The sequence below is a fragment of the Thauera butanivorans NBRC 103042 genome (assembly GCF_001591165.1).
GTDB lineage: Bacteria > Pseudomonadota > Gammaproteobacteria > Burkholderiales > Rhodocyclaceae > Thauera > Thauera butanivorans.
This window is the reverse complement of record NZ_BCUG01000047.1, coordinates 1-26,580: the sequence shown is the minus strand read 5'-3', so window position 1 is coordinate 26,580 and position 26,580 is coordinate 1. Positions and strand designations below refer to the sequence as shown.

General features: G+C 64.1%; 23 protein-coding genes and 1 riboswitch. Of the genes, 9 read left to right on the top strand and 14 right to left on the bottom strand.

The genetic code is table 11. The features are described 5' to 3' along the window. Positions 1 to 68: 68 nt before the first annotated feature. The 7 genes from TBU01S_RS17070 (at position 69) to gltX (ending at position 9,442) form a co-directional block, all read left to right on the top strand. Complete coding sequence (locus TBU01S_RS17070; RefSeq protein WP_068638341.1) at positions 69 to 959, top strand: ABC transporter permease; 891 nt, start codon at positions 69 to 71, stop codon at positions 957 to 959. A gap of 83 nt (positions 960 to 1,042) precedes the next feature. Further along, complete coding sequence (locus TBU01S_RS17065) at positions 1,043 to 1,837, top strand: ABC transporter ATP-binding protein (protein ID WP_068638339.1); 795 nt, start codon at positions 1,043 to 1,045, stop codon at positions 1,835 to 1,837. 80 nt (positions 1,838 to 1,917) lie between these two features. Next, positions 1,918 to 2,298 carry a Rap1a/Tai family immunity protein gene (locus tag TBU01S_RS17060; RefSeq protein ID WP_068638337.1) on the top strand — a complete coding sequence of 127 codons (381 nt, stop codon included), beginning with the start codon at positions 1,918 to 1,920 and terminating at the stop codon, positions 2,296 to 2,298. After that, positions 2,295 to 2,783 (top strand): T6SS effector amidase Tae4 family protein, encoded by a 489-nt coding sequence (locus tag TBU01S_RS17055; RefSeq protein WP_068638334.1) that lies wholly within the window; start codon positions 2,295 to 2,297, stop codon positions 2,781 to 2,783. Before TBU01S_RS17060 ends, TBU01S_RS17055 begins: the two co-directional genes overlap by 4 nt. A gap of 182 nt (positions 2,784 to 2,965) precedes the next feature. Beyond that, positions 2,966 to 7,369, top strand: a complete 4,404-nt coding sequence (locus tag TBU01S_RS17050) for a phospholipase A2 (RefSeq protein WP_068638332.1) — start codon at positions 2,966 to 2,968, stop codon at positions 7,367 to 7,369. Next, positions 7,356 to 7,748: a hypothetical protein gene (locus tag TBU01S_RS23995; RefSeq protein ID WP_157659185.1), complete on the top strand. Its 393-nt coding sequence runs from the start codon at positions 7,356 to 7,358 to the stop codon at positions 7,746 to 7,748. The genes TBU01S_RS17050 and TBU01S_RS23995 overlap by 14 nt, the downstream gene beginning before the upstream one ends. Positions 7,749 to 8,029: 281 nt before the next feature. Continuing rightward, positions 8,030 to 9,442 carry a glutamate--tRNA ligase gene (gene gltX, locus TBU01S_RS17045; protein WP_068638330.1) on the top strand — a complete coding sequence of 471 codons (1,413 nt, stop codon included), beginning with the start codon at positions 8,030 to 8,032 and terminating at the stop codon, positions 9,440 to 9,442. Between the two features lie 87 nt (positions 9,443 to 9,529). On the opposite strand, the gene TBU01S_RS17040 is transcribed toward gltX, so the two are convergent. The 8 genes from TBU01S_RS17040 to lysS form a co-directional block, all read right to left on the bottom strand. Beyond that, on the bottom strand, positions 9,530 to 9,973 hold the full coding sequence (locus TBU01S_RS17040; RefSeq protein ID WP_068638328.1) for a phasin family protein: 444 nt from the start codon (positions 9,971 to 9,973) through the stop codon (positions 9,530 to 9,532). A gap of 158 nt (positions 9,974 to 10,131) precedes the next feature. Continuing rightward, on the bottom strand, positions 10,132 to 10,782 hold the full coding sequence (locus TBU01S_RS17035) for a response regulator (protein ID WP_068638326.1): 651 nt from the start codon (positions 10,780 to 10,782) through the stop codon (positions 10,132 to 10,134). Beyond that, entirely contained in the window at positions 10,779 to 11,897 is a 1,119-nt protein-coding gene (locus tag TBU01S_RS17030) for a PAS domain-containing sensor histidine kinase (protein WP_068638379.1), read from the bottom strand. Before TBU01S_RS17030 ends, TBU01S_RS17035 begins: the two co-directional genes overlap by 4 nt. Before the next feature lie 146 nt (positions 11,898 to 12,043). Further along, positions 12,044 to 12,268: a hypothetical protein gene (locus TBU01S_RS17025; RefSeq protein ID WP_068638324.1), complete on the bottom strand. Its 225-nt coding sequence runs from the start codon at positions 12,266 to 12,268 to the stop codon at positions 12,044 to 12,046. A gap of 8 nt (positions 12,269 to 12,276) precedes the next feature. Continuing rightward, positions 12,277 to 14,028: a Na+/H+ antiporter gene (locus tag TBU01S_RS17020; protein ID WP_068638322.1), complete on the bottom strand. Its 1,752-nt coding sequence runs from the start codon at positions 14,026 to 14,028 to the stop codon at positions 12,277 to 12,279. Positions 14,029 to 14,046: 18 nt separating this feature from the next. Further along, positions 14,047 to 16,002: a bifunctional tRNA (5-methylaminomethyl-2-thiouridine)(34)-methyltransferase MnmC2/FAD-dependent 5-carboxymethylaminomethyl-2-thiouridine(34) oxidoreductase MnmC1 gene (gene mnmC, locus TBU01S_RS17015; RefSeq protein WP_068638320.1), complete on the bottom strand. Its 1,956-nt coding sequence runs from the start codon at positions 16,000 to 16,002 to the stop codon at positions 14,047 to 14,049. Positions 16,003 to 16,008: 6 nt separating this feature from the next. Beyond that, positions 16,009 to 16,929 carry a DUF808 domain-containing protein gene (locus tag TBU01S_RS17010; RefSeq protein WP_068638318.1) on the bottom strand — a complete coding sequence of 307 codons (921 nt, stop codon included), beginning with the start codon at positions 16,927 to 16,929 and terminating at the stop codon, positions 16,009 to 16,011. A 20-nt stretch (positions 16,930 to 16,949) separates the two neighbouring features. After that, the gene (gene lysS, locus TBU01S_RS17005; protein WP_068638316.1) at positions 16,950 to 18,449 is read right to left on the bottom strand and encodes a lysine--tRNA ligase; all 1,500 of its coding nucleotides are present in this window, start codon (positions 18,447 to 18,449) and stop codon (positions 16,950 to 16,952) included. Between the two features lie 356 nt (positions 18,450 to 18,805). On the opposite strand from lysS, the gene TBU01S_RS17000 reads away from it, so the two are divergent. Together TBU01S_RS17000 and cobO are read left to right on the top strand one after the other, a co-directional pair. After that, positions 18,806 to 20,602, top strand: a complete 1,797-nt coding sequence (locus tag TBU01S_RS17000; RefSeq protein ID WP_068638314.1) for a methyl-accepting chemotaxis protein — start codon at positions 18,806 to 18,808, stop codon at positions 20,600 to 20,602. Between the two features lie 45 nt (positions 20,603 to 20,647). Then, positions 20,648 to 20,878, top strand: a riboswitch (cobalamin riboswitch). Positions 20,879 to 21,033: 155 nt separating this feature from the next. Next, positions 21,034 to 21,645 carry a cob(I)yrinic acid a,c-diamide adenosyltransferase gene (gene cobO, locus TBU01S_RS16995; protein ID WP_068638377.1) on the top strand — a complete coding sequence of 204 codons (612 nt, stop codon included), beginning with the start codon at positions 21,034 to 21,036 and terminating at the stop codon, positions 21,643 to 21,645. Positions 21,646 to 21,657: 12 nt separating this feature from the next. On the opposite strand, the gene TBU01S_RS16990 is transcribed toward cobO, so the two are convergent. From TBU01S_RS16990 to TBU01S_RS16970, 6 genes are all read right to left on the bottom strand, one after another. Then, positions 21,658 to 23,442, bottom strand: a complete 1,785-nt coding sequence (locus tag TBU01S_RS16990; RefSeq protein WP_068638375.1) for a chorismate-binding protein — start codon at positions 23,440 to 23,442, stop codon at positions 21,658 to 21,660. A gap of 300 nt (positions 23,443 to 23,742) precedes the next feature. Beyond that, positions 23,743 to 24,150 carry a GFA family protein gene (locus TBU01S_RS25135; protein ID WP_068638312.1) on the bottom strand — a complete coding sequence of 136 codons (408 nt, stop codon included), beginning with the start codon at positions 24,148 to 24,150 and terminating at the stop codon, positions 23,743 to 23,745. Positions 24,151 to 24,171: 21 nt separating this feature from the next. Next, on the bottom strand, positions 24,172 to 24,894 hold the full coding sequence (locus TBU01S_RS16980) for a hypothetical protein (protein WP_068638310.1): 723 nt from the start codon (positions 24,892 to 24,894) through the stop codon (positions 24,172 to 24,174). A gap of 22 nt (positions 24,895 to 24,916) precedes the next feature. Continuing rightward, on the bottom strand, positions 24,917 to 25,204 hold the full coding sequence (locus TBU01S_RS16975) for a DUF1330 domain-containing protein (RefSeq protein ID WP_068638308.1): 288 nt from the start codon (positions 25,202 to 25,204) through the stop codon (positions 24,917 to 24,919). Beyond that, entirely contained in the window at positions 25,201 to 25,644 is a 444-nt protein-coding gene (locus tag TBU01S_RS23195; protein ID WP_217999653.1) for a 5-carboxymethyl-2-hydroxymuconate Delta-isomerase, read from the bottom strand. Before TBU01S_RS23195 ends, TBU01S_RS16975 begins: the two co-directional genes overlap by 4 nt. A gap of 123 nt (positions 25,645 to 25,767) precedes the next feature. Next, the gene (locus TBU01S_RS16970) at positions 25,768 to 26,193 is read right to left on the bottom strand and encodes a GNAT family N-acetyltransferase (protein WP_068638306.1); all 426 of its coding nucleotides are present in this window, start codon (positions 26,191 to 26,193) and stop codon (positions 25,768 to 25,770) included. Positions 26,194 to 26,580: the final 387 nt, after the last annotated feature.

Below are 26,580 nucleotides of genomic sequence, written 5' to 3'. Positions count from 1 at the left end.
CGGCGGGCATGCCGCCGGCGCGCAGCCGGCGGCGCCTGCTGCCGCCTTCCAGACAACGGTCGTTCCCCATGTCTCTCTACACCCTGCTCGGGGCGCTGGAGATCGGGCTGATCTTCAGCCTCGTCGCCCTCGGCGTCTATATCTCCTTCCGTCTGCTGCGCTTTCCCGACCTGACCGTCGATGGCAGCTTTCCGCTCGGCGGCGCGGTTGCGGCCACGCTGATCGCGAGCGGCACCGATCCCTTCGCCGCCACCGTCGCGGCGATGATTGCCGGTGCGGTGGCCGGCCTGATCACCGGCTGGCTCAACGTGCGGCTGAAGATCATGGACCTGCTCGCCAGCATCCTGATGATGATCGCGCTGTACTCGATCAACCTGCGCATCATGGGCAAGCCCAACGTGCCGCTGATCATGGAGCCGACGGTGTTCAACATCCTGCAGCCCGAGGCCCTGGTGGACTACGTGTTCCGGCCGCTGCTGCTGGTCTTCGTGGTGCTGGCGGTGAAGCTGCTGCTGGACGGCTTCTTCGCCACCCAGAGCGGCCTGGCGATCCGCGCCACCGGCTCCAACGCGCGCATGGCGCGGGCGCAGGGCGTCAATACCGGGCTGGCGGTGCTGGCCGGCATGGCGCTGTCGAACGCGCTGGTCGGGCTGGCCGGCGCGCTGTTCGCGCAGACGCAGGGCGGGGCGGACATCTCGATGGGCGTGGGCACCATCGTCATCGGCCTGGCGGCGGTGATCGTCGGCGAAAGCCTGCTGCCCTCGCGCAAGCTCTACCTGGCGACCATCGCGGTGATCGTCGGTGCCATCGTCTATCGCTTCTTCATCGCGCTGGCGCTCAATTCCGACTTCATCGGCCTGCAGGCGCAGGATCTCAATCTCGTCACCGCCGTGCTGGTGACGGTGGCGCTGGTGGTGCCCAAGCTGCGCCAGCACTGGTCCGGAAAGAAGGGAGGCTGAGATGACGACCCCCACGCTCACTTTGTTCGCTGCCCCCCCGGGGGGCGTAAGCCTCCCTTGGGGCGGCCCGGCGGGAGTCTAATATGCTCAAAGCCCAGGATCTGCACCTGACCTTCAATCCCGGCACGCCGATCGAGACCCAGGCCCTGCGCGGCATGTCGCTCGTGATCCCATCCGGGCAGTTCGTCACCGTGATCGGCTCGAACGGCGCTGGCAAGTCGACCTTCCTGAATGCCGTGTCCGGCGAGCAGAAGGTCGACAGCGGCAGCATCGAGATCGACGGCATCGACATGACCCGCCAGCCGGTGTGGGCGCGGGCGCGCCACGTCGCGCGCGTGTTCCAGGACCCGCTGGCCGGCACCTGCGAAGACCTGACCATCGAAGAGAACATGGCGCTGGCGAAGATGCGCGGCCGCCGCCGCGGCCTGTCCTTCGCCGTCAAGCCGGCGCTGCGCGAGGAGTTCCGCGCCCAGCTCGCGACGCTCGGCCTCGGCCTGGAAAACCGCCTGTCCGACCGCATCGGCCTGCTCTCCGGCGGCCAGCGCCAGGCCGTCAGCCTGCTGATGGCGGCGCTGCAGCCCTCGCGCCTGTTGCTGCTGGACGAGCACACCGCCGCGCTCGACCCGCGCACTGCCGCCTTCGTGCTCGAACTGACGGTGCGCATCGTCGCCGAGCACAAGCTGACGACGATGATGGTGACCCACAGCATGCGCCAGGCGCTCGACGTCGGCCAGCGCACCGTGATGCTGCACCAGGGGCGGGTCGTGCTCGACGTGTCGGGCAAGGAGCGCGAAGGGATGGACGTGCATCACCTGCTCGAAATGTTCGAGAAGGTGCGAGGCGAAGTGCTGGATGACGACAAGCTGCTGCTGAGCTGACAAGCGGATGAGCACGTATTTGCCGCAGCTGATTTGCGCTGCCGTCGAATTGATTTCTTCCTCATGTCAAGGATGAAAAAATGAAAAAAACAATAGGTGTGGCGGCGTTGGCAATGCTGGCATTCAATTCGGTTGCGAGCGGAAATTCGATAGTCTTGCCGGAAAGTGAAAGCCAGCGATTGATTGCCGGCAATCTGTCCATGACTGCCGAGTCCTTCTTCAAAGCGTACATGAGTACGGATCTGGAGCAGAGAAGGCTGGCTGAAATGTATGTGCTTGGCGTGATTGACAGCTCGGAAGGGGATTCCTGGTGCGGCTTTGAAATAGCCTCGCCGGATGCCATACAGGAGCAGGTTTATACCGGGCTGAAAAAAGCGCTTGATGAGTCACCAAAAGAGCGTGCTTCGGCAGTCATCAAGTCCAGGCTGAAGGAACTTCTGCCCTGCAAGGTGGAGCAATGAAAACGACGTTTGCGACATTGAAGTCAAACTACTATTCATCAAATGAGCTTCAGGGCAACTACGTAAGCGGTGCCGATCTTTATGCCGAGATGGGTATTGATCATGACGATCTGATCAGGCAGAACCCGGCTTATGTCAATACTTGTGCTGCCAGAGTCAGCCTGGCGCTATTGAAATCGAACGTGCCTTTTGCAGGTCGCCTGAGGATCAGGAAAGGCCCGTATGAAGGCAGGCTGATTGAAACCGGCGCCAAGCTGCTTGCCGACCAACTGGCGAAGCCAGGGGTTTTTGGCCGGCCTGAGCTTCTTCCTCCTGCAAGCGCGCCATCCAGGCTGAATGGCAAGAAGGGGGTGATCCTGTTCTGGAAGATCGCAGGGTACGGTGGTGGTCATATTGATTTGATCGAACCGTCCACGACAGGCCAGGTCTGCAACTCGGGTTGTTACTTTCAAGCACAGGAAATCTGGTTCTGGCCTCTGCAGTGAGTGCTCGCCTTCAAAAGCCCGATAGTTAAAGGCACTCACGCTCAGCCTTTTGCGAGAGCCGTACGCCAACTGAATCAACCCGCTTGCCTATGGTGAGCGAGGATCGCGGAAATCATTCCGGATTGTCGAAAAAAGCGGGTATCCACCAGATCAAAAACAACGCAAACGGACAGGGGTAGAAGATGAGTGGCAAGCCAGCGGCACGAATCACGGACGGTGTCTCGGATGGCGTGATCGTGACGGGGGCGCCGACAGTGCTCATTGGCAGCCAGGGGGGCGTGGCGTGCTCGGAATGTCCGGGTGGGGTGGCGGTGGGCAGCCCGGTCAATCCGTCGCTGGGTGTGAAGGTGTTGTCGGGGGCAGCGGATCTGGACTTTGCGCTGCCTGGGGCAATGCCGTTGGTGTGGCAGCGCCAGTACAGCAGCTACGTCAATGCCGAACATGGCGGGTACTGCGGCGTTCTGGGCTATGGCTGGTCCATGCCGCTGGAGCTGAGGCTGACCGTACGGGATGACACGGTGCTGCTGCATGACACACAAGGCCGGATCATTACCTTCGAAGCACTGGCGCCGGGTGAGCACCTCTACAGCCCGAGCGAGGATCTTTGGTTGCTGCGGGGCGCAGGCCCCGGTGCGGCCACGGCTCAGCCAGCCGCTCTGCCCGACTGGCACGAAGGCCGCTTCGGTTACATTGCCCCCGCGCTGGCAGGCAATGCCTATCTGATCTTTGCCAGCAACGGCACGGGCGATATCGTGTGGGTCTTCGGGCCGTCGAACTGGCAGGCGATGGACGCGGCACGCAAGGATGCAAAGCCTGTGCCCGAGCCCCGCGCGGATTGGGTGCTGTTCGGCAAACTCGACCGGCTCGGACGCGCGCAGCGCTATCGCTGGGAAGAGATCCTGGGCCAGCCGCGCATCACCGGCATCGAAGACGGCGTGGGACGTCACTATCACCTCCACTATGCTCGCACCCACGCCGCACGGGATGCACGGCATTGCCCCTCGGGGTATCGATGGCAGGCCGACAGCGGTGTCCGCTTGGCGGGCGTGGATCTGGTGTTCGACCCCATTCACCCTCGATCCGGCCAGGACGGCGCCCAGCCCATCGCACTGGTGCGTTACCGCTACAGCGGCGAAGGCGATCTCATCGCCGTGCATGATCGCCACGGCGAGCCGGTTCGACGCTTTGGTTGGCGCAATCACCTGATGGTGCTGCACCAGGAACGCACCGGCCCCGAGCACCGCTACCGCTACGACCGCGACGAGCCGGGTGGGCGGGTGATCGAGCAGCGCAACGAACAAGGGCTGGATTACCGCTTTACCTATACGGAACTGCCCGGCGTGCAGGAGCAACCGCGCAAAGCCTGCGAGGTTGCCGATAGCTTGGGCCGCAGTGAAACCTATGTGTTTCAGGGCGAGGCCGGACTGGCACGCTTGGTCGAACACCGCCGTGCAGACGGTAGCACCCTGCGCCGCAGCTACAACGCTTATGGCCAACTGACGTTGGTCGCCGATCCGCTCGGCCGTACCACGCAGTTGCAAATCAGTCCGGCGGGCCAGTTACTGGGTAGCCAGGGCCCGGACGGCAGCACCAGCCGCCAGCGCTACGACGAAGCGACCGGCCTGCTGCAAAGCCGCATCGACGCAGCCGGTCGCACCACCAGCTACTATTACGATGCTCATCACCGGCTCATCCGCATCACCGGGGCCGACGGTAGCAGCGAAAACTATGCCTACCCTGATCCGTCGCAGGATCCGTACAACGCCGACAAACCCATTCTCATCATCGACGCCAAGGGCGGGCGCAAAAAACTCGAATACACTCGTGAGGGGCTGCTCGCCTGCTACACAGATTGCTCGGGCTACAGTACCCGATACACCTACACCCGCTGGGGCCAGATCGCCGTGGTGACCAATGCGCTGGGAAAGCGCATTCGCTATGTCTATGACAGCCGGGATCGGCTGCAGGCGGTGCACTACCCGGACGGCGGCTTCGAGTGCTATCGCTACGATGGCCAGGGGCAGATCAGTCAGGTACAGGCTGGTCACGAGGAGGCGAGCATCCCGCCCAGTACCACGGCCTCGCTCGTCAGCCTGGAATACGACCTGTGGGGTCGGCTGGTACGGCGCAGCCATGCGGGCCATACGCTGGGCTTTGCCTACGACCGTGCCGGGCGCCTGACACAGCTGGTCAACGAGAACGCGGAGCACAGCCATTTCGAATGGGACGTGATGGACCGGCTGATACGCGAGACCGGATTCGATGCACGGGTGCAGAGCTACCGGTACGACGCGGCAGGCCAACTGACCGAATCGAGTGACGGCTGGACCGACGAACAAGGGCTGCCGAACCACACCAGCACTTACGAGTGGAACGAGGCGGGTCAGCTTGTCGCGCGTCATCTGCCTGCCACCGAACACGCGCCGGCCAGTACCCATCGCTACCGCTGGAACAAAGCAGGCGATCTCGAGCAGGCCAGTGTCTGGCAGCACGAAGCGAAGGGCCCGAAGCTGCACAGCCAGGTCGATATCGAGCGCGACGGAGCAGGACGACTGATTGGGGAAGTGCAGCGGCTGTTCAAGATCGATAGCGCCGAAGCGCAAATCGAGTTCGAACACCGCATCGTCCACACGCTGGACGCGCTGGGCAATCGCACGGCGAGCCAGTTGCAAGGGCTGGGTGAGGTTGGCTACCTGCTGTATGGCTCGGGCCACCTGCACGGTGTCACGTGGCAGGGTGAAAGCCTTGTGGACTTCGAACGGGATGCCTTGCACCGGGAGATTCGGCGGCAGTTGGGCATGGCGCGTGATCCGGCTGCATCGCAGCCGCTCATGCGTCGACTGAGCTGGGATTCAGCCGGGCGGCTGCAAGCCATGCAATTGACGGGCTTGTCTGGCGACAGGGCCGATGTCTTCGCATCAGCAGTCGATCCGGTTCGCCCGCCACCGGCTCTGGTCGGGGCGTTGACGGCTCGTCACTACCACTACGACAGCCTGGGCCAGATGATCGGTATCCAGAGCCCAGCGGGGCCGAGCCGGTTCGGCTACGACGCCGCAGGGCGCCTGACCGCCGCCCAGAGCCCGCAAGCAGGCGAGCAGCGCTGGCGCTTCGACCCCGCAGGTAATCGTTTACCAATCGGCGAACGTCCAATGCAAGAGGCGGACGAGCTCAAGCCGGACTGGATGGCGCCGCACTACAACGTGCTGCAAGGCAAAGCCGGTGCGCAAAACGGCGCGGAGATCACCTACTGGCCGGGCAACCGGGTGGGCCACCACCACAGCGACAGGGACGTGGGCAGCGAAGGCGCCAGTCTGCGCTACCGCTACGACAGCCGGGGCAACCGGCGCGAGAGTGAAGACGAAGTCAGCGGCCAGCGAATGGTGCTGGATTACGATGCGAGCAAGCAACTGATCGAGGTGCACAGAGAAACGGGCGAAGAGCGCCGCGCGCAGCGCTACCGTTACGATGCCTTTGGCCGGCGGCTGGCGAAGTACGACAGCACGGGCGCGGTAGCCTACTTCGGTTGGGATGGCGATCGGCTCATCCACACCGAGCGGCATTGCCCGGAAAGGCGCGTGCCGGAGATCATCCACACCGTCTATGAACCTGGTGGCTTCACACCGTTGATTCAACTGCGTGCTACGGAAAAATCCGGCGCGGAGCCGTTGCAGGCATTGCTGGAAAGCATCCCTGACACCATCGTGCAAGACACATTACGGCCGATGCTGACCGATCTGGCCGGTACCCTCGCCCTGCTGCAAGACAAGGGACGGCAGATCGGTATGCCCGCCGATGCGCTGGCGCTCATGGGCGAGCAGCTTCACGACTTGCAGCAGCAGACGCTGGCGCATCGAGTGGGCAATGGCAAGCATATTGAAGTGAGGCACTACCTGTGCGATCACCTGGGCACGCCGCAAGCGCTGATTGGCGAAACGGGTCAGATCGATTGGGCGGCGAGCCTGGATGCCTGGGGCAATGTGCTGGCGGAGCACAATCCGAAGGGGCTATATCAGCCCATTCGGCTGCCGGGACAGCACCATGATCCTGAAACCGGGCTCTACTACAACCGACACCGGTACTACGATGCAACGCTTGGGGCTTATGTCAATCAGGATCCGATTGGGTTCTCAGGGGGAGTGAATTGGTTCCGCTATCCAGTGAATCCAGTGGAAGGAATTGATCCGTTAGGATTGCAATATGTTGATGGTCGCTTGATTATGGCTGACAGAGTGGCAGGCATTCCGAGATCGGATCAACCTGGTCTCTTCGAGAGGCTAAGAGATGCTCCTCGAAAAGATGGCCAACCTTTAGGACACGGATGCGGAGACTCGAAAACAGACAACTTTGTTCCCGACCGTCCGCTAAGCTTCGATTTCTTTCCTGCCTGCCGCAAACACGACATTTGCTATGGTGAGAAAAATGGCCCATCTAAAAAACAGTGTGACGATAATTTTAAACGGGATATGAATGAGGCTTGCTCTAAAGAAAATTGGTTGATGAGAAAATACTGCGAAGCCGTTGCAAGAGATTATTATTTCGCCGTTGATTGGTTTGGTGGAGAGGCTTTTGAGAATGCTAGAAAGTAAAATAAAAAGCGCTGTTGTTCGGATGGTGGTGCTGATTGCTGTGGCTATTTTTACATTTAAATTGGCTGGAGTATGTCTTGGGTTGAGGGGCGATGATTTTTACAAAATAGCTTACATAAATGCAATTCCATTCATTATTTTGATTGCCGCTGCGCTTATGAAAGATGGTAGATGCTTTTATTTTTCTGTCTTTATTTTTTCTGTATTTAATTTCATTGTTTATGATTTTTTTTCCTGCTCTGATTCTGCAAAGCATGGAGGGGCGTCATTCATGGCTTTGATTTATGCTTTTATTGGGCCTGTTTCAGTGTTAGTGGGGTTGGCGATTGGTTATGTTTTTGTGAAATTATTTATTCAAAATAGGGAGGGGGTTGGGTGAGGTTGGCAGATGGATTTTTCTTAGGGAATTGCTTATATGGACGCCTCCCGGAGTGACAAGTGATTTTCGCGTCTGGCATTCGAGGTAAGTGACCTGCTCCGGTCTTTTCGGACCAGTTGAAACTTGAGAGGATGGCTTCCAAGCAGGAGAGGAAGTCATGCGCAAGAGCCGTTTTACTGAAGAACAGATGGTCAAGATTGTGCGGGAGGCCACGCCGCAAGCCCGGCCCAATGGCTTAGAATCCGCCCTTCGCTTTTCTGCGCATCCGACAGCTTCCAGCCATGCCCCAGCCTTCCGTTCCCCGCCCCGTCCGCACCCGTTTCGCGCCCAGCCCCACCGGTTATCTCCACATCGGCGGCGCGCGCACGGCGCTGTTCTCGTGGGCCTTCGCCCGCCGCCATGGCGGCAAGTTCATCCTGCGTATCGAGGATACCGATGTTGCCCGTTCCACGCCCGCGGCGGTGCAGGCCATCCTGGACGGCATGCAGTGGCTGGGCCTGGAGCATGACGAAGGCCCGTTCTACCAGATGCAGCGCATGGAGCGGTACAAGGAGGTGATCCGGCAGATGCTGGCTGCCGGTACAGCCTACCATTGCTACATGTCGCCGGAAGAGCTCGACCGCATCCGGGAGGAGCAGCGCGCCCGCGGCGAGAAGCCGCGCTACGACGGCCGCTGGCGGCCGGAGGCCGGCAAGTTGTTGCCGCAGCCGCCCGAAGGCGTGCAGCCGGTGGTGCGCTTCCGCAACCCGGTGGATGGCGCCGTGGCCTGGGACGATCTGGTCAAGGGCCGCATCGAGATCGCCAACGCCGAGCTGGACGACTTCATCATCGCCCGCGCCGACGGCACGCCGACCTACAACTTCTGCGTGGTGGTGGACGACTGGGACATGGGCATCACCCATGTCATCCGCGGCGACGATCATGTGAACAACACGCCGCGCCAGATCAACGTGCTGCGGGCGCTGGGTGCCGAGGTGCCGCTGTATGCCCACCTGTCGATGATCCTCGGCGACGACGGCACCAAGCTGTCAAAGCGCCACGGCGCGGTCAGCGTGATGCAGTACGACGACGACGGCTACCTGCCGGATGCGGTCATCAACTACCTGGCCCGCCTGGGCTGGAGCCACGGCGACGACGAGGTGTTCAGCCGCGCGCAGTTCGTCGAGTGGTTCGACCTCGACCACATCACGCCTTCGGCAGCGCAGTTCAACACCGAAAAGCTCAACTGGCTCAATGCCCAGTACATCAAGAAGGCGGACGACGCCTTCCTGGCCGCGCAGGTCGCCAACCGGTTGGCGCGGCGCGGCGTGAACCCCGAGACCGGCGTCTCGCTGGAAGCAGTGGTCGCACTGTACAAGGATCGCGTTTCCAACCTGAACGAGCTGGCTGATTCGGTCGAGCTGTTCGTCGCCGACGTGCATCCGGCGCCGGAAGTGATCGGCCAGCACCTGAACGATGCTGCGAAGGCCGCGTTGGCCAGCCTGCGCGGGCGTCTGGCCGGCGCGGGGTGGAACAAGGCGGCGCTGTCGCAGGCGATCAAGGACACCATGGCCGAGCACGGCCTGAAGATGCCGCAGGTGGCGATTCCGCTGCGCGTCGTCGTGCTGGGTGTGCCGCAGACGCCGTCGATCGACGCGGTGCTGGAGGTGCTGGGGCGCGAGCGGGTGCTGATGCGGCTCGACCGCTACCTCTGAGCGAAAGCCAGCCCCCCGGCGGGGGCGTAAACGGCGAAGGCCCCGAAGTTTTTTCGGGGCCTTCGCCGTTTACCGCTTCGGCTTGGGTCAGGCAGCCTTGCGGGCAGTGTTGCGTGCATTCGTCGTCGGCGTGACGAAGGTTTCCAGCGTGGCAGCCGGCGTCAGCTTGGAGACTTCGTCGAACAGCGATTGCATCGAGTTGCTGACTTCGCTGATGTGGCGGGTGCTGATTTCGGCGATTTCCGACTGCGCGCGCAGGCAGATTTCATTCACGTTGCGCAGGTATTCGGTGGCCTGCTCGAAGTGTTCGTTGTTCACATTGATGCCGTTGGCGAAACGGTTGCGAAGTTCTTCGCCATCGAGCGGCAGGGTCTGGGTCGAAGCGTAGGCGCACAGCGAGCGGGCGGCCTCGACGTTGAGCGAAAGCAGTTGTTCCGAGGCATCGAGGACGATGTCGGCCAGCGACTGGAAAGTCTGCAGGTTGGAGTTGGCAGTTGCTGCGAACTTTTGTACGGACGGGTGGGTAGTCATCTTGGCTTCCTCGCAGGTGTGGGTATTGGGTTGCTTGAAGTCCTCGATGCTAATGTCAAAGGCAGGAGGGGGATATACCCCGTTCAGGGTGTTTGGATGTACCGGTAAACAGGTAGGCCGTGTAACGTCGCGTAAATACATCCCGGACACCCCGGATATCATTCGCTCACCTGGCAGATGCCGTTGCGGATGGCATAGCGGGTGAGCTCGGCGACACTGTGCAGATCGAGCTTTCGCATGATGTTGCGCCGGTGCACTTCGATGGTCGATGGCGCAATGTGAAGCCGCTCGGCGATGCGCACCGATGTGTGGCCTTCGGCGATCAGCTGCAGCACCTGGCGCTCGCGCGCGGTCAGCTGTGGCGCGCCGGTACGCGGTTCGGTGCCGGAGCGCAGTGCGCTGGCCACCGCACCGGCCACTTCGGGGCAGAGATAGGTGCGGCCGTGCCGGACGTTGTCGATGGCGCGCAGCAGGTCGTCGCTGGCTGCGGCCTTCGTCACGTAGCCCTGGGCGCCGGCATTGAGCAGGTCGATGACGAACTGCTGGTCGGAGTAGGCCGACAGCCCGATCACCCGGATGCCGGGATACAGCGCCAGCAGGCGGCGCGTGGCCTCGATCCCGTTCATGCCCGGCATGCCGATGTCGATGCAGACGATGTCCACCGGCTGTTCGGCAAGCAGGCGGAGCAGGGCTTCGCCGTCGGCGGCTTCGCCGACCACGGCCAGGCCGGGTTCCTTTTCCAGCAGCGCACGCAGGGCATGGCGGAACATCTGGTGGTCGTCCGCGAGCACGATGTTCAGTGGTTTCATGGCCTGCCTCTCGGGAAGCGATGTGCATGGGGTGCGAGCACGACCTCGATTTCGGTGCCGGCGCCGGGTGCGGAGCGCAGCGTGAAGCGGCCGCCGGCCAGCTCGGCGCGCTCCCGCATGGTGATGAGCCCCAGGCCGGGTGTGCTACCGTGCTGGCCGAGCAGTTCCGGATCGAAGCCGCAGCCGTCGTCGGCAATGCGCAGGGTGATGTCCTTGCCGCGGCGGCGCAGCTCGATCCGGATCCGGTTTGCGGATGCGTGCTTGGCGCAGTTGGTCAGGGCTTCCTGCGCGATGCGGAACAGCATGGCCTGCAATTCGGCAGGCAGGCCGCTCATGTCCTCGTCCAGTTCGAGCAGTACTCGGATGTCGCTGTGGCGGGAGACCAGGTTGGCATACTCACGGATCGCGGCGGCAAGGCCGGCATAGTCGAGCGTGGCCGGATGCAGGGTGGCACAGGTGTCGCGGATGCCGGCATCGGTGTCGGCGAGCAGAGCGGCCGCGTCGTCGAGCAAAGGCTCCAGTTCGCTGCACATCGTGTCCGGCAACGCATTGCGGAGGTTGGTGAAGATCAGCTTCAGCGCCGCGAGGTTGGGGCTCGCCCGGTCGTGCAGGGCGGCAGCCAGCTGGCGGCGTTCGCGCTCGCCGACTTCGAGCAGGCGGCGCGACAGTTCGGCGACGCGGGCGATCTGGCGCAGGCGTTCGGCTTCCAGCGCCTTGCGCTCGGTGATGTCCTGCACCGTGCCGTAGAGCATGAACACGCGGCCGTCGCCGTCGGCGACCGGCACGATTTCGGTGACGTAGTGTGCGGTCGTGCCGGAGGGCAGTTGCGCGGTCTGCTCGAGCGTGCAGCGCTCGCCCTTGTCGATCGCGTACCAGAAGGCGGTGCGGGTGAGTTCGAGCGATTCAGGGCTGAAGTAGGCCAGGGCTTCGTTGATGTCGGGCACGCCTTGTTCGATGGGGCGCTCGAACAGGCGGAAGAGCTCCGGTGACCAGCGCATGCGTCCGGTGTCCCGTTCCAGCGTCCAGTCGCCGACGCGGGCAAGTGTCTGGGTCGCTGCCAGGCGGCGTTCGATGTCCGCCAGGGCGGAAGTGAGATGGGCGTCCTGCGCAGCCATGATCATCTCCCCGACTCGAAAGCAAGCTGCCTGCCGGCATCCGGGCCGGTAGCATGTTGCGGTTGCCGAGCCTTGCCGGGTTGCTGCATACCATTGCCTGAATCGATCCCCGGCCACGCACGTCCGGCCCACTGTGGCATGGTCGCCTATTCTTCAGTGCATCGCCCTGCGCGTGGCGGGCGCAGCAGGAAGCGTGCTGGGTCGACAGCGTCGCAGAGGTTTCGTTCTGACGGCGGTTCGCCATCGATCAGGCTGGCCAGCAGTTCGGCGGCGAGCGTGGACCATGCCAGGCCGCGTGCGCCGTAGCCGGACAGCACCCAGGCATCGACCTGGCGAGGGACGCAAGGGCTGGTCGGCAGCAGCCTGTTCAAGGGCCATGTCAATGGGGGCCAGTCTCCCGCGGCGGCATCGAGGATGCCACTGCGTTCGCCGCCATTCTGGCGGCACGACGGGCGACGTCGAGGCGCCTGCGCAGCGCGGTCTCTGTCAGATCGAGTTCGGCGACCAGGCTGCGCAGCGATTCGTCGTTGATCCGGTGGGCGTGCCGTTCGGCGTAGAGCGCGTTGCGTTCGGCGTGCAGTGCCTGCAGCCGCAGCTCCTGTTCGACGACGTAGCGCTGGCGGCGCTGGAGGATCGCGTCGGGCGCCTCGGCCTGTGCCTCGGGCGTTGCCGCTGGGGTGTCGTCGTCGAGCAGGTCGATGCGCTTGCGGTATTCCTGGGTCAGGCGGCCGGCGGATTCCTGGTATTGCGCGAGCCATTGCGGATCGGCGGTGTCGGCCTGGGTCTTGTCCAGCACCATGCTGGCGATTGCAGCCTGGCATGCGGCCAGCCGGGCCAGGCGTTCTTCCTGCATCGATGCCGGTTCGCCGCTTGGCGGCAGGCGCCGCAATACCAGCGGCAGGCCGATGCTGCCGATCAGCAGCGTGAGCAGGATGGTGCCAGTGGCGAGAAAGACCAGTTGATTGCGGCCGGGGAAGGGGCTGCCGTCGTTCAGCAGCAGCGGTACCGACAGCGCGCCGGCCAGCGTCACCGCGCCGCGGATGCCGGCCAGCGTGGTCGCCAGGGTCAGTAGCCGCGAAGGCTTTTCGGCCAGCTTGCCTTCGGCGTGCGCGCGGTCCAGGCTGGTGTGTACGCCGGTGCTGAGCCAGAGCCAGCGCATCAGCAGCAAGGCCAGCGAGATCGCCACGACCTGTCCGACCGGCACCCACCAATGCTCGCCCGCCTGCTCCAGCGCGGTGCCGATGATGGACGGAAGCTGCAGGCCGAGCAAAAGGAAGATGGCGCCGTTGAAGGCGGATTCCACCAAGGCCCAGGTGCCTTCGGTCTGCATCCGCTCGGTGATGAATTCGCTGCGGTTTAGGTCGGCGAAATTGGTCGTGATGCCGGCGGCCACCGCGGCCAGGATGCCCGACACGCCGATGCGCTCGCCGACGATGTAGGCGGCAAAGGGCAGCAGCACGAGCAGCAGCACCATCTGGGTGGCGGCGACGTCGCCGAGCTTGCGGGTCACGGTGTCGCGTGCCACGGCGAAACCCCAGCCGATCAGCGCGCCGGCGGCGAGCCCGCCCACGGCCATCCACAGAAACTCTTTCGCCGCCTCGTTCCACGAGAACAGTCCGGTGAGCGTGGCGGCGATGGCGAACTTGAGCGCGACCAGGCCGGATGCGTCGTTCAGCAGCGATTCGCCTTCGAGCACGTGCATCGTCTTCGGCGGCATGCCCAGGTTGCGCGTGATCGCCGACACGGCTACCGCGTCGGTGGGCGACACCACGGCGGCGAGCGCAAAGGCGACGGTCAGCGGCATCTCCGGAATCAGCCAGTGGATGAGATAGCCCAGGCCGAGCACGGTGAACAACACCAGGCCGAAGGCCAGTTTCAGGATCGGCTTGTAGAGCGAGAAGAACTCACGCTTCGGAATGCGCCAGCCGTCGGCGAACAGCAGCGGCGGGATGAACAGCAGCAGGAACAGCTCGGGGTCGAAGGCGATGTGCAGGCCTTGCTGGGGCCAGGCCAGCAGCGTACCGAGGCCGATCTGGATCAGCGGCAGCGGAATGGCACTCAGATAGCGGGCGGTGATGCCGGTCAGCGCGCCAAGCATCAGCACCAACAACACGGTCTCGACGGTATGCACGGATGTCCCTCGATATATTCACGCCCGGGGCCGCAGCAGGAAGCGGGCCGGATCGATGGCGTCGCACAGATTGCGCTCGAGTGGCAGGGGGTCGCCTTCGATTTGGCTGGCCAGCAGTTCGGCGGCGAGCGCCGACCATACCAGGCCGCGCGCGCCATAGCCCGACAGCACCCAGGCGCCGGGCTGGCGGGGTATGGCCGGCAATGGCGTGCCGTGATCCACCGGGCCCGGCATCGGCAGGGCGCCGACCATCGGCAGGCGGTCGGGCGAGGCAGGGCGGAAGCCGACGCGGCCGGCCACGTCGCCGGGCGACAGGCCGGCGGCGATGCCGGGCAGCATGCCGTCGAGCTTGGCGAGGTTCTCGGCGTGGTCGTCATCGCGCAGACCGGTGTCCTCGTCGTCCACCGAGAAAGTGGCGCCGGCACAGCGCAGGCCATCGACTTCGGGGCTGACGTAGCCGCCGCGGCAGACGACCAGGTGCGGCGGGCTGTCGGCCGCGGCGGGCAGAATCGATACCTGTCCGCGCGCGCTGACCACCGGCAGCAGGCCGGGCGGCAGCAGCTCGCGCACGCCGGTGCCGGCGGCAAGCACCATCACAGGGGCTTGGGCGATCGTGCCGCCCTCGGCGTCGATGGCCTGCCAGGTTTCTCCGTCGTGCTGCAGACGGGCGACGGCATGGCCGAAGTGGCCATGGATGTGATCGGCGTGATGCGCCAGGTTGGCGGCGCACAGGCTGGGTGGCTGTACCCAGCCGCTGTCGCCGAAATGCCAGCCGCCGATCGGCAGCGGCCAGCCCGCCAGTTCCGATGCCGCGGTCGTATCGACGCAGCGCAGGTGTTCGGCAGGCAGCGCGAGCCGTTCGACGACCTTGCTCATCTTCGTCGCCTGGGCGTCGTCGCGCGCCAGATGCAGCACGCCGCAGGCCTCGGCCTTGATTGCCTGGCCGTCGCGCCGCAGCCGGGCGATGTGGCGCCAGCCGTACAGCGTGCCGGCGCGGGTCAGCCGGCTCATCGGGTTGTCGTCGAGGCTGGGCAGCGGCCGCAGCACGCCTGCCAGGTTGCCGGAAGCGCCGGTCGCGGGAGCAGCGGCGGCATCGACCAGTTCGATGGTCCAGCCGCGTGCGGCGAGCCGTTCGGCCAGCGCGCAGCCGGCCAGGCCGGCGCCGATCACCAGCGCGTGGCGTGCGGGCGGAGGGCATGCGGCCGGGGAGGGCATGCTGCTAGCCGTGCTTGCGTGCTTCTGTTCGCGCAGCCGGCCGCGCAGCATCTGCCGCTTGCCGCCGAAGCCCGGCGCCTTTTCGACGTCGAAGCCGGCGTGGCGCAGATGCTCGCGCACCGTGCCGGCGACCGACCAGGTGGCCAGCGTCGCGCCCGGCGCGGCCAGGCGGGCGAGCAGGTGGCAGATCTTCGGCGACCAGAGTTCCGGGTTCCTGGCGGGCGAAAAGCCGTCGAGATAGAAGGCGTCGGCGCGCGCGGCAATCTGCGCCAGGCCGTCGCGGGCGTCGCCGAAACAAAGCGTCAGCGCTACCCGCTCGCCGTCCAGGTGCAGCCGGTGCAGACCGGCTGCCAGCACCGGCCATTGCGACAGCAGTTCGGCGCTGAGTTCAGCGAGCGTGGGCCAATCCTCGGGCCAGCCAGTGGACTGGCCCGACTGCAATCGCGCATGCAGCGTGGCGAGATCGTCGCGGCTGAAGGGGTGCAGCTCGCAGGAAACGAAATGCAACCGTCCGCAGCGCTGCGGATCGGCCCGCCAGGCCGCCCAGGTGGCGAGGAAGTTCAGGCCTGGGCCGAAGCCGGTCTCCAGCACGACGAAGCGGTCCCGCCCCCGCCAGCGCTGCGGCAGGTCGTTGCCGGCCAGGAAGACGTGGCGGGCCTGGCCGAAGCCGCCGTCGCTGGAGTGGTAGATGTCGTCGAAGGTGTCGGAGCGGGGTGTGCCGTCGTCGGCAAAGGCGAGACGTGCCGGGATGATGGGCATCGGTGTTCAGTGTGCAGCGGATTGACCAGGCAGCATGCGTCTGGCGATGCTGACCACGACCAGGACCAGTGCGCCGACGATGATGCCGAACACGCCGTCGAGCAGGCTGGGCAGCAACGCACCGGTGATTCCGCCGATGCCGGCGGTGAGCGTTTCGATGAGGTGATGCACCGGCGGCAGGCCATGAGTGAGGATGCCGCCGCCGACCAGAAACATCGCCACCGTGCCGATCACCGACAGCGCACGCAACAGCCAGGGCGCGGCCCACAGGATGGCCTTGCCCACCGCACTCACCAGCGCATTGGCGCGCTGGCTGAGATAGAGTCCGGCGTCGTCGAGCTTGACGATGCCGGCGACCACGCCATACACGCCGATGGTCATCATGATGGCGATGCTGATCAGCACCGCGATCTGGGTGCCGAAAGGCATGCCGCCGACCACGCCGAGGGCGATGACGATGATTTCGGCCGACAGGATGAAATCGGTACGTATCGCGCCCTTGATCTTGTCCTTCTCGAAGGCGACGAGATCGACCTCCGGGTCGATCCGTGCCCTGACTGCTTCGGCGTGGCGTTCGTCTTCTTCCTTGCCATGCAGGAACTTGTGCGCCAGTTTTTCGAAGCCCTCGAAGCACAGGAAGGCGCCGCCCAGCATCAGCAGCGGCGCGATCAGCCACGGGACGAAGGCGCTGATCGCCAGCGCCGCCGGCACCAGGATGGCCTTGTTCAGTAGCGAGCCCTTGGCGACCGCCCATACCACCGGCAGTTCGCGGTCGGCGCGCACGCCGGTGACCTGCTGGGCGTTCAGCGCGAGGTCGTCGCCGAGCACGCCTGCGGTTTTCTTGGTCGCCACCTTGGTCATCGTGGCGACGTCGTCGAGCATGCTGGCGATGTCGTCCAGCAGCATGAACAGGCTGGTTCCGGCCATGGCGGTCTTGCCTCGCGGCCTTATTCCGGCCGCATCTGCGGGAACAGGATGACGTCGCGGATCGACGGCGAGTCGGTCAGCAGCATCACCAGGCGGTCGATGCCGATGCCGCAGCCGCCGGTCGGCGGCAGGCCGTATTCGAGCGCGCGGATGTAGTCGGCGTCGAAGTACATGGCTTCCTCGTCGCCGGCCTCCTTGGCTTCGACCTGGGCGCGGAAGCGCGCGGCCTGGTCTTCGGGGTCGTTCAGCTCGGAGAAGCCGTTGGCGATCTCGCGGCCGACGATGAAGAGCTCGAAGCGCTCGGTGATCTCGGGGTCGCTGTCCGAGGCGCGGGCCAGCGGCGAGACTTCGACCGGGTAGTCGATGATGAAGGTCGGCTCCCACAACTGGCTTTCGGCGCAGGCTTCGAACAGCTGCAACTGCAGGCTGCCGAGGCCGCCCGGCTTGACCTTCTCGCCGAAGGCGACGATCTGCTGTCTGACCCATTCGGCGTCGGCCAACTGTGCTTCGGTGAATTCCGGGTGGTACTTGCGGATGGCCTGGACGATGGTCAGGCGGTGGAAGGGCTTGGACAGGTCCAGCTCGCGTCCCTGGTAGACGAAGCTCTCGGCGCCCAGTGCCTCGCGTGCGGCCTGGCGGATCAGGCCTTCGGTGAAGTCCATCAGCGTGCGGTAGTTCGCGTACGCCTCGTAGAACTCCATCATCGTGAATTCGGGGTTGTGGCGCGGGCTGAGGCCTTCGTTGCGGAAGTTGCGGTTGACCTCGAACACCTTCTCGAAGCCGCCCACCACCAGGCGCTTCAGGTAGAGCTCGGGCGCGATGCGCAGGAACAGTTCCATGTCGAGCGCGTTGTGGTGGGTGACGAAGGGCTTGGCCGTGGCGCCGCCGGGAATGGGGTGCATCATCGGCGTTTCGACTTCGAGGAAGCCGTGGCCGGTCATGTAGTTGCGGATCGACTGCACGATGCGGCTGCGCGCGGCGAAGGTGAAGCGCGACTGCTCGCTGACGATCAGGTCGACGTAGCGCTGGCGGTACTTCTGCTCGACGTCGGTGAGGCCGTGGAACTTGTCCGGCAGCGGGCGCAGGCTCTTGGTCAGCAGGCGGATCTCGTCGGCCTTGACCGACAGCTCGCCGGTCTTGGTCTTGAACACGGTGCCGACGCAGCCGACGATGTCGCCGATGTCCCAGGTCTTGAACTGGGCGTAGACGTCCTCGCCGACGCCGTCGCGCTGCACGTAGAGCTGGATGCGGCCCGACAGGTCCTGGATGGTGACGAAGCTCGCCTTGCCCATCACCCGCTTGAGCATGATGCGGCCGGCCACCTTGACTTCGACCGGCAGTGCTTCCAGTTCCTCGGCTTCCTTGTCGCCGTATAGCTCGGCGAGCTTGCCGGCGGTGTTCTCGCGCGAGAAGTCGTTGGGGAAGGCGCGGCCGCTGCTGCGCCAGGCGGCGAGCTTGTCGCGGCGCTCGGCGATCAGGTGGTTTTCGTCCTGCGGCGGGGTATTCGTCTGATCGGACATGTTTTCGGTTCGGGAGATGAGGATGCGTGGGCGCCGGCATGGCGCCGGCGACAAAGGCGTGATTGTCGCAGGCCGGCGCAGGCAGGGCAATTGCGAGGCTGCGGCCGGAAGGGGTGGGGAACGGCGAAAGAGCGGCCGGAATGGCGGACAGTGACGCGGCGCTCGCACGTCGTCGGCTGCTTTATTTGCCAAAAACGAGATTTATGTCCTTGTTTCGCTCCCCGATGTAGGGAATATTCCGCCAAAAACTACTGCGCTCTGCACCGAAGTCTGTTCTCAAGTGCAGGCGGCCGGAGCCGATAGAGGGGGCGGAAGCAGTTGATGAATACGGATTTCTAGCTCGGGAACCACACCAAATGAGCACGTTGAGACAGCTGTACGAGACTGTCGAGAAGACCTTCTGGAACACGCTGACCAAGAAGCTGTGCAGCTTCCTGCTGCTGTTCTTCTTCAACCTGGGCTATCTGGCCGTGCAGGCCTGGCAGACTTCGGAGATCGACCGCGCGCTGGCCGAAGGCGGCATCGCGCCGGAGTTTGCGGCGCGCATCCTGGGTGCGCTCGGCGTCGGGCAATGGGTGATGATCATCATCAGCGCCGTGTCGCTGGCCTGCATCCTCGGCCAGATCGCCTACCTGCGCCACCTGATCGTGCGCCCGATCCGCGGCATGATCGGCATCTTCGAGGAGATCGGCCGCGGCGAAGGCGACTTCTCGCGCGACCTCCCGCTCATCACCCATGACGAGTTCCGCGAGCTCGCCAGCAGCTACAACCACTTCGCCGAGAAGATGCGCCACATCATCGGCGAAGTGCGCACCACCAGCGTCGGCATCGCGCGCGAGGCGGTGCAGGTCAAGCTGCGCGTCGAGGCTGCTGCCAGGCACGCGCGGGAGCAGGGGCAGATGACCACGGCGGTGTTCGACGCCAGCAGTGCATCCACCGCCGCCATCGAGCAGGTGTCGCAGAGCGCACGGCAGATCGCCGAGTCCACCGCCGAGAATCTGCGCATCGCACGCGGTTCGCTGCACGAGATGCAGGACATCGCCGGCAAGATCAATTCCGTCAGCGACAAGGTGACCGCGTTCAACCACACCGTGGACGACCTGTCGCAGCGCTCCGAGAGCGTGAAGCAGATCGCCGTGCTGATCCGCGAGATTGCCGACCAGACCAATCTGCTGGCGCTCAATGCGGCAATCGAGGCCGCGCGGGCGGGCGAGGCCGGGCGCGGCTTCGCCGTGGTCGCCGACGAGGTGCGCAAGCTGGCCGAGCGGGTGAACAACGCGACCGCCGAGATCGTCGGCAACATCAACGGCATGCTCGAACTGGTGTCGGAGACGCGCAACGAGAACGAAGTGATCAATGCCGACGTGCTGCAGACGCGCGAAGTCGTCGACCGCTCGGCGACCCAGTTCGGTTACATGGTGGGCGAGTTCGAGACGACCGGAAGGCAGCTCGAGCAGATCGCCGCGGCGATGGGCTCGCTGGCGGACACCAACGTCAGCGTGCATGAGAAGGTCAGCGCCATCAATGCCCTGTCGCACACCGTCGCCGGGCAGATGGATGAGAGCGAGCAGGGTACGGAACAGCTTGCCAAGGCGACCGAAGGCGTGCAGGAACTGGTGTCGCGCTTCAAGACCGGGCGCGGGGCCTTCGACCGGATCGTCGAACAGACGCGCCGCTTCCGCGACGAGGTGCAGGAGCAGCTCCAGCAGATGGCCGCTAGCCGCATCGACATCTTCGACTGGCGCTACCAGCCCATCCCCGGCACCAATCCGCCCAAATTCCGTGTGGCATGGGGCGAGGAGTTCACCCGCCGCTGCCAGGCCTTGCTCGATGACAGCCTGGCCTCGACCCGGGGCGCCGTATTCGCCGTTGCGGTCAATGCAGACAGCTACCTGCCGGCGCACAACGCCAAATTCTCCCAGCCGCTGACCGGCAACTACGAGCAGGATCTGGTGGGCAACCGTACCTGCCGCAAGTTCGAAAGCCCGTCCGAACTGCGTGCCGCGCGCAATACCGAGCCCCTGCTGTTGCAGACTTACCTCCGCGATACCGGCGAGATCCTGTGCGACATCGCCATGCCGATCATGGCCGGCAGCCGCCATTGGGGGAATGTGCGCATCGGTGTCCCGGTCGAGAGCCTGCTCGGCAACTGAATCGCCGGCGCGCGCATTGCCCGCGGCACCGCTGCGGGCGTATAGTGCGGCCCGCATCGATCGGGAGCTTTCGCGGGCATTCGCGCGCGGAGCGAAACAGGAAGTCCGGTGAAGCGGGGGGGCGTGCCGCCCATTTTTCCCGCCATTCCGGCGCAGCCCCCGCTGCTGTAAGCCAGACGGCGCCGCCATTTCGGCCACTGAAGCCTTGCGCTTCGGGAAGGCGGCGGCAACCGGATGAAGGCGAGCCAGAAGACCGACCCGTTCGACGAGACAGGTGAATGCCCCGGGGTGCGGGCGGACTGCCGATCGGTCGCGCGGGCCTGACAGCCCGCTTGCGCTTCGCCTACGCCGCCTTTGCGGCTTTGCCGCGCATGCACCATCGTCATTCTTCCCCCTCCGGTTCCGACAGCGATGGCAAGGAGGACGGACCGATGGAAGAGGACAAGAAGCAGAGCCACAACGCGCGCATGCAGCGCAAGAAGGAAGTCGTCGATGCCGCCATCGGGCGCGCGCAGGAGGAGCGCGGCATCGTCATCCTGATCACCGGCAACGGCAAGGGCAAGACCACCTCCGCCTTCGGCACCCTGTATCGCGCGCTCGGCCACGGCCAGCGCGCCGGCGTGGTGCAGTTCATCAAGGGCACGCACGCCACCGGCGAAGTCATCTTCCTGCAGAAGCAGGGGCTGGACACTGCCGTCCAGTACCACGCCATGGCCACCGGCTTCACCTGGAACACGCAGAACTGGGACGCCGACAAGCGCGCCGCCGACGAAGCCTGGGCGCAGGCCAGCCGCATGCTGGCCGACCCGGCGCTCGACCTGGTGCTGCTCGACGAGCTGACCTACATGCTCAAGTACAACTACCTCGACACCGATCAGGTGATCGCCGCGATCCGCGCCCGCCCGCCGCGCCAGACCGTCATCGTCACCGGCCGTGCCGCCAAGCCGGAACTGGCGGAGCTGGCCGATACGGTCAGCGAGATCGCCGACCGCAAGCACGCCTTCAAGGCGGGCGTGAAGGCGCAGGCGGGCATCGACTTCTGAGCTGGCCAGCCGTCAGTTGGATGGCGCCAGCCGTGCCTCCAACCAGTCGCGCAGGCTGTTGATGAAGGCCCAGCCCTGCACGCGCGGCAGATCCTGCACGCGCACCACGGCCTCCACCACGCGGCCTTCGCGCAGGGCGACGGCGCGGCCGATGCCGGGCAGCAGGCCGCAGGCGAGGGGCGGCGTGACCCAGCGGCCATCGATCAGCATGGCTAGGTTGCCGAACGTGGATTCAGTGATTTCGCCGGCTTCGTTGTAAAGCACGGTGTCGAACACGTCCGAGCCCGTTGTGGGAGCGAAGGCCGCGTAGTGCGCGCGGCGGGTGGTCTTGTGGCGGCTGAATTCGCTGTGCGCCTGGAGAAAGGGGCGGTCGGCCAGTGCCAGCAGTACCGGCGCCGGCGTGGGAGCGAAGGCGGCTGCTTCGGCGCGGGCCAGGCCCTGCGCATTCAGCAGCAGGCGCACGCGCCAGGCGCCCTGGCCGTGCGTGCGGGCGAGATCATCGAGGCAGGCCTCGATGCGTGACTCATCCCAGGGGTAGCCGAAGTGCGCAGCGGCGGCGCGCATGCGGGCGAGGTGTTCGTCGCGGTGGCGCAGCTTGCCGCCGTGCAGACCCAGGGTTTCCAGCAGGTCGAATGGCGCACTGGCGCGCTCGACGAAGGCGCGCTTGGCGGCCCATTCGGCCCATTCGTCCTTGGCGCTTGCGCCCCAGACGATGCCGCTGCCGATGCCGCAGCGGGCATTGCTGCCTTTCAGTTCGATGCTGCGGATCGGCACGTTGAAGGTGGCGGCAATGCCGCGCTGGCCGTCGGGCGAAACGTAGGGACGAACCACGCCGACAGCGCCGCAGTAAATGCCGCGCGGCCCGCCTTCGAGGGCGCGGATCATGCGCATGGCTTCCACCTTGGGGGCGCCGGTGACCGAACCGCAGGGAAACAGCGCGGCGAACACGTCGGCGAGCCGTGTGCCGGCGCGGGTGCGCGCCACCACGTCGGAAGTCATCTGCCAGACAGTGGGCAGGGCTTCGGTGTGGAACAGCGCGGGCACGCGCACGCTGTGCGGCTCGGCGATGCGCGAGAGGTCGTTGCGCAGCAGGTCCACGATCATGACGTTCTCGGCGCGCTCCTTGGGGCTGGCGCGCAGCCGAGCGGCCAGCGCGGCATCTTCGTCGGGTGTGGTACCGCGCGGGGCCGTGCCTTTCATCGGCCGCGTCAGGATCTCGTTCCCGCGCCAGTCGAAGAACAGTTCGGGCGAGACGGACAGCACCTGTACGCGATCCTCGTTACCGTCGTTGGTGCCGCAGTCGAGATGTGTTGCATACCCGCCCGGCTGTGCCCGCTGCAACGCGGCGAACAGGCCACGGTCGTCGCCCGCCAGCCGTCCACGCAACTGTGCCGTGTGGTTGACCTGGTAGAGCACACCGTCGGCGATCGCCCGCTGGATGCGGGCATGGGCAGCATCGAAGGCGGCACGCGTGGGCAGGGTGTGCCAATCGACCTCTGCTGCACCGCCCCCCGGTTCCCCGTTCCAGGGCAGCGGGGTGTCGTGGATGGCGAACCAGGCCAGCGGTCCGTCCGCTGCATGCACGGTCATCGCCGCGTCGAACGCGGGTGCGGCTTCGTAGCGCAGATAACCCAGCGCCCAGGCGCCTGCGCGGGCGGCGGCCTCGACCGCATCGAGCAGCGGACGCACCTCGTCAAGGCTGTGTGCGGCCAGCACCGTGCGAGGCTGGCCGAAGGCATGGCGCAGGCGCGGCGCGCTGCTGTCGCGGGGATCGGTGAAATCGATGAGGCTGGTCACGGCGAAGGCGCTGGGTCTCGTCAGGGAGTCAAGCCAGCATTTTGCACGCTGGGCGCGCTCCGGGTGCGCATCGCGGGCCATCTGTGCCTTGCCGCTGCCGATTCGGCGGCGATGATGCTGCTCGGCGCCTGCCTCACAGGCATCGGTGGTGCGCTGTTCTCGCCCTGCATGGAAGCGCTGGCGGCGCGCATCGATGCGCAGCCGGACGGCAACCTGCGCTATCTCGCGCGTGATGAGACGGAACGACACGGTGCATGGCCATGCGTGCCGTGCGTCGGGAAGAGCCTTGCAAAGTTTGCTTCAGCTTTCTTTGTCATCTGGCATGAACTGCTCGAATACCTGCTGGCCGGTGAGCTTGTGCGTTTCGTTGCTGAAATCGTAGAACGGTGGCTTCTCGTCGATGAAGATTTCATTGGTGAGCCGGAATTGCGCGTCCTGGAAAAGCCCAGCTGGAAGGATGTATTCGTTGCTCGGCAGCAGATGGTAGAACAAGTGCGTACCGCATGTGGGGCAAAAGCCGCGTTCGGCCCAATCGGATGAACGATAGGTGGAAGGCATGCCGCCGCTGAACTGCACCTCGGCTCCACAGTGGACGGCGAACATCGGGCCGCCCGACCAGCGCCTGCACATGGAGCAATGGCAAAGCCCGACTTCAGCATGGTCGCTCGCCGAGACTTCGATGGAACCGCACAGGCACGAACCTTTCATGGCAATCTCCTTGACGTTCTGCTATGGGGGCGGACTTCGTTCGCCATTGTCAGCCATCTGTGTGCCGGAAAGGGCGATCACCGACACCTGGCCCAAATCATGCACGGGCGTATGCCATCGTTGGGCATCGGTGTCGAAACGCAGTTCCAGCATGCCGGGCAAGGCGGCATCGATCACGAGCAAGCGAACAGGATGGCGGAAATCCGCTTTCGCTGTACCGAGTGCCTGCAATACCTGTTCAAGGCTGCCGTCGCGCAACTCGTCGGCGATGATCAGCGTGGGCCGGCGTGGCCTGAAGTGTGCCAGCCGGGCCATTGCCGCGGGATGTTCCAGCAGATAGCCGCAGTCCCAGGGCTGGCGCGGGTGTCGTTTTCGCCACCACCACAGCTCGTGCCATTTCACGGCCAGTTTGAGGCACCAGCCCTTCAGCCTTGAATCGGCAGACAGCGCGGCGAGTTCATCATTGCGGTCGAGATGAAGCGCAAAGGTTTCGGCCAGATGTGATCTGCCAGCGCTGTTTCCTCCCACCATGGCTGCCAGGCTGAAGCGCTCCGGCACATCGGGCAACTGCCGAGGACGCCAGAAAGGCGACCGTCCATCCCCCACGCCGGCCCGGCACCAGGATTCGAGGGCCGCCCACGCACGCTGCTGCGCCGCATCCAGCGGCCCAAGCCGCTTCGAGCCCGGTTCGGTTGCGGGAGGTGATCTCATCAGCTCGCCGTCGTAGCGCGCAAACAGCGTCATGACAACATTGGCAAGCAAGTTATCACGCTCCCTCATAGCTGATCAGATCGACGTCCGCTGCCTGCGTGCGCAAAGGAATGAGTTTTTGATAAGCGGCCGAGTTGTACCATTTGGCTACGGACTCCGAATCCGGAAAGCGTATGACGACCGTATCCGAGTGGCTGTGCCGCCCACTCAGTACCGCCATCCGTGTTCCACGGAGCACCAGCTCGGCCCCCCAGGGAGCAAGCGTTTCCGGCACCTGGCTCCGGTATTCGGCCCATTTATCCGCATCTTTCACGGTGATGTGGCCAATGACATATGCTGTCATGTTTCTTCCTTTGCTGTATTGGGGGATGTCGACTTGGAGTAAGTTTCACGCTCAATCTCTTGAACTTCGACGCAAATTTGAAGATGAGTATCTGTGTACTTTGAACTGCTTGCCTGCAACGCGTGGAGCAAGCTTTCCGAAAGTGCTTGCCTGATTTGAATTGATCGACCACTCAAGATAGCGAGCTTGGCATGAATAAATGCGTGGCTATCGGTGGACGTGCCGACAAGGTAGGTGGTGAGTCGAATGGCACGGCTCTTGATATCAATTTCATCGAAATGGCCTGATGCGACAAGAGACTTGTTGAGCGCGGCTAATGTTTCGCCAGCATTGAACTGAGGAAGGCTGTCGGTGTATTCAAGGGTAAGGTGTGGCATAGTGGATTTAATAAAGTGAAGTGTTGCTATCGGCTGACACCAGTTTGTTCTGTCCCTGCCCATCGTGATGCCGGCAGCCGAGAACCGGTCACGCCTGGATGTGGTCAGCGGGAGAAGAAGATGGATGCATGATCAACGGCCGCAGTCCGCAGAAAAAGCAGTTGACGGGAAGTCTTTTGGGAATTTTCAGGCAACAGTGGCGGGATACTTCAGCATGAGACGCAACATGTCAAAGAGCTGGATGCCGCCATCGAATATCGGCTCAGGATAGTTGTTGACGAAGAAGTCACGGTCAATGGCGGTAACCCGGAAACCATGCCTCTGGTAGAAGGCAAGTTGATAGCCAAACGAACCGGTGCCCACCTCCATTTGACTTGCGCCAGATCCACGAAAGAAGTCAATGACCCATTTTAGGAGCGCTGTGCCGTAGCCGGATTTCTGATGGGCTGGTCGTATGGCGATGCTCATCAGCTCATGTGCGCCTGCACCAAGTTCCTGGACCACACATGCGCCAACAAGCACCCCACCACTTGAAGCAATGAAGCACCTCGACCTTGGAAGGTAGGAGCGAACCTTGTCTTCCGAAGGGTCGGAAAGCAGTAGCAGTTCCATAGGCACATCTGTTGTTGAAACTTCTCGAATCAGTAGTGACATATTTGTTCTGTTGCCTAAGGATGGAGTCAGATGCCACACCTTGACCTCATAAAGATCTCGCTATGTCCGCAACGGCATCGAATTCTTGAGTTCTCTCTCCCGGATAATACGATAGCCCGCAGCCAGGTAGTTTGGAAGCGAGTGTCGGATGTACATTTTAGAAGGAAGGTTCGATGTGGCATTTGGGGGCGTCTAACGAATGAATGAAGTCGCGTCGCGAGGTCGCGCCGGCTTGAATGAATTAATTTTTAGCTCCCGCCTCGGACAAATACACGGGCGCACCGAGTGCGGCAGCGTACTGCGACTGAGACAAGAACGGCCAGTAGTCCATGTCGCCGGCAGAGT

Bases quoted from the DNA above. Each gene is read 5' to 3' on its own strand.
- TBU01S_RS17070 (WP_068638341.1), top strand. From the start codon at position 69: ATGTCTCTCTACACCCTGCTCGGGGCGCTGGAGATCGGGCTGATCTTC.
- TBU01S_RS17065 (WP_068638339.1), top strand. From the start codon at position 1,043: ATGCTCAAAGCCCAGGATCTGCACCTGACCTTCAATCCCGGCACGCCG.
- TBU01S_RS17060 (WP_068638337.1), top strand. From the start codon at position 1,918: ATGAAAAAAACAATAGGTGTGGCGGCGTTGGCAATGCTGGCATTCAAT.
- TBU01S_RS17055 (WP_068638334.1), top strand. From the start codon at position 2,295: ATGAAAACGACGTTTGCGACATTGAAGTCAAACTACTATTCATCAAAT.
- TBU01S_RS17050 (WP_068638332.1), top strand. From the start codon at position 2,966: ATGAGTGGCAAGCCAGCGGCACGAATCACGGACGGTGTCTCGGATGGC.
- TBU01S_RS23995 (WP_157659185.1), top strand. From the start codon at position 7,356: ATGCTAGAAAGTAAAATAAAAAGCGCTGTTGTTCGGATGGTGGTGCTG.
- gltX (WP_068638330.1), top strand. From the start codon at position 8,030: ATGCCCCAGCCTTCCGTTCCCCGCCCCGTCCGCACCCGTTTCGCGCCC.
- TBU01S_RS17040 (WP_068638328.1), bottom strand. From the start codon at position 9,973: ATGACTACCCACCCGTCCGTACAAAAGTTCGCAGCAACTGCCAACTCC.
- TBU01S_RS17035 (WP_068638326.1), bottom strand. From the start codon at position 10,782: ATGAAACCACTGAACATCGTGCTCGCGGACGACCACCAGATGTTCCGC.
- TBU01S_RS17030 (WP_068638379.1), bottom strand. From the start codon at position 11,897: ATGGCTGCGCAGGACGCCCATCTCACTTCCGCCCTGGCGGACATCGAA.
- mnmC (WP_068638320.1), bottom strand. From the start codon at position 16,002: ATGCCCATCATCCCGGCACGTCTCGCCTTTGCCGACGACGGCACACCC.
- TBU01S_RS17010 (WP_068638318.1), bottom strand. From the start codon at position 16,929: ATGGCCGGAACCAGCCTGTTCATGCTGCTGGACGACATCGCCAGCATG.
- lysS (WP_068638316.1), bottom strand. From the start codon at position 18,449: ATGTCCGATCAGACGAATACCCCGCCGCAGGACGAAAACCACCTGATC.
- TBU01S_RS17000 (WP_068638314.1), top strand. From the start codon at position 18,806: ATGAGCACGTTGAGACAGCTGTACGAGACTGTCGAGAAGACCTTCTGG.
- cobO (WP_068638377.1), top strand. From the start codon at position 21,034: ATGGAAGAGGACAAGAAGCAGAGCCACAACGCGCGCATGCAGCGCAAG.
- TBU01S_RS25135 (WP_068638312.1), bottom strand. From the start codon at position 24,150: ATGAAAGGTTCGTGCCTGTGCGGTTCCATCGAAGTCTCGGCGAGCGAC.
- TBU01S_RS16980 (WP_068638310.1), bottom strand. From the start codon at position 24,894: ATGACGCTGTTTGCGCGCTACGACGGCGAGCTGATGAGATCACCTCCC.
- TBU01S_RS16975 (WP_068638308.1), bottom strand. From the start codon at position 25,204: ATGACAGCATATGTCATTGGCCACATCACCGTGAAAGATGCGGATAAA.
- TBU01S_RS23195 (WP_217999653.1), bottom strand. From the start codon at position 25,644: ATGGGCAGGGACAGAACAAACTGGTGTCAGCCGATAGCAACACTTCAC.
- TBU01S_RS16970 (WP_068638306.1), bottom strand. From the start codon at position 26,193: ATGGAACTGCTACTGCTTTCCGACCCTTCGGAAGACAAGGTTCGCTCC.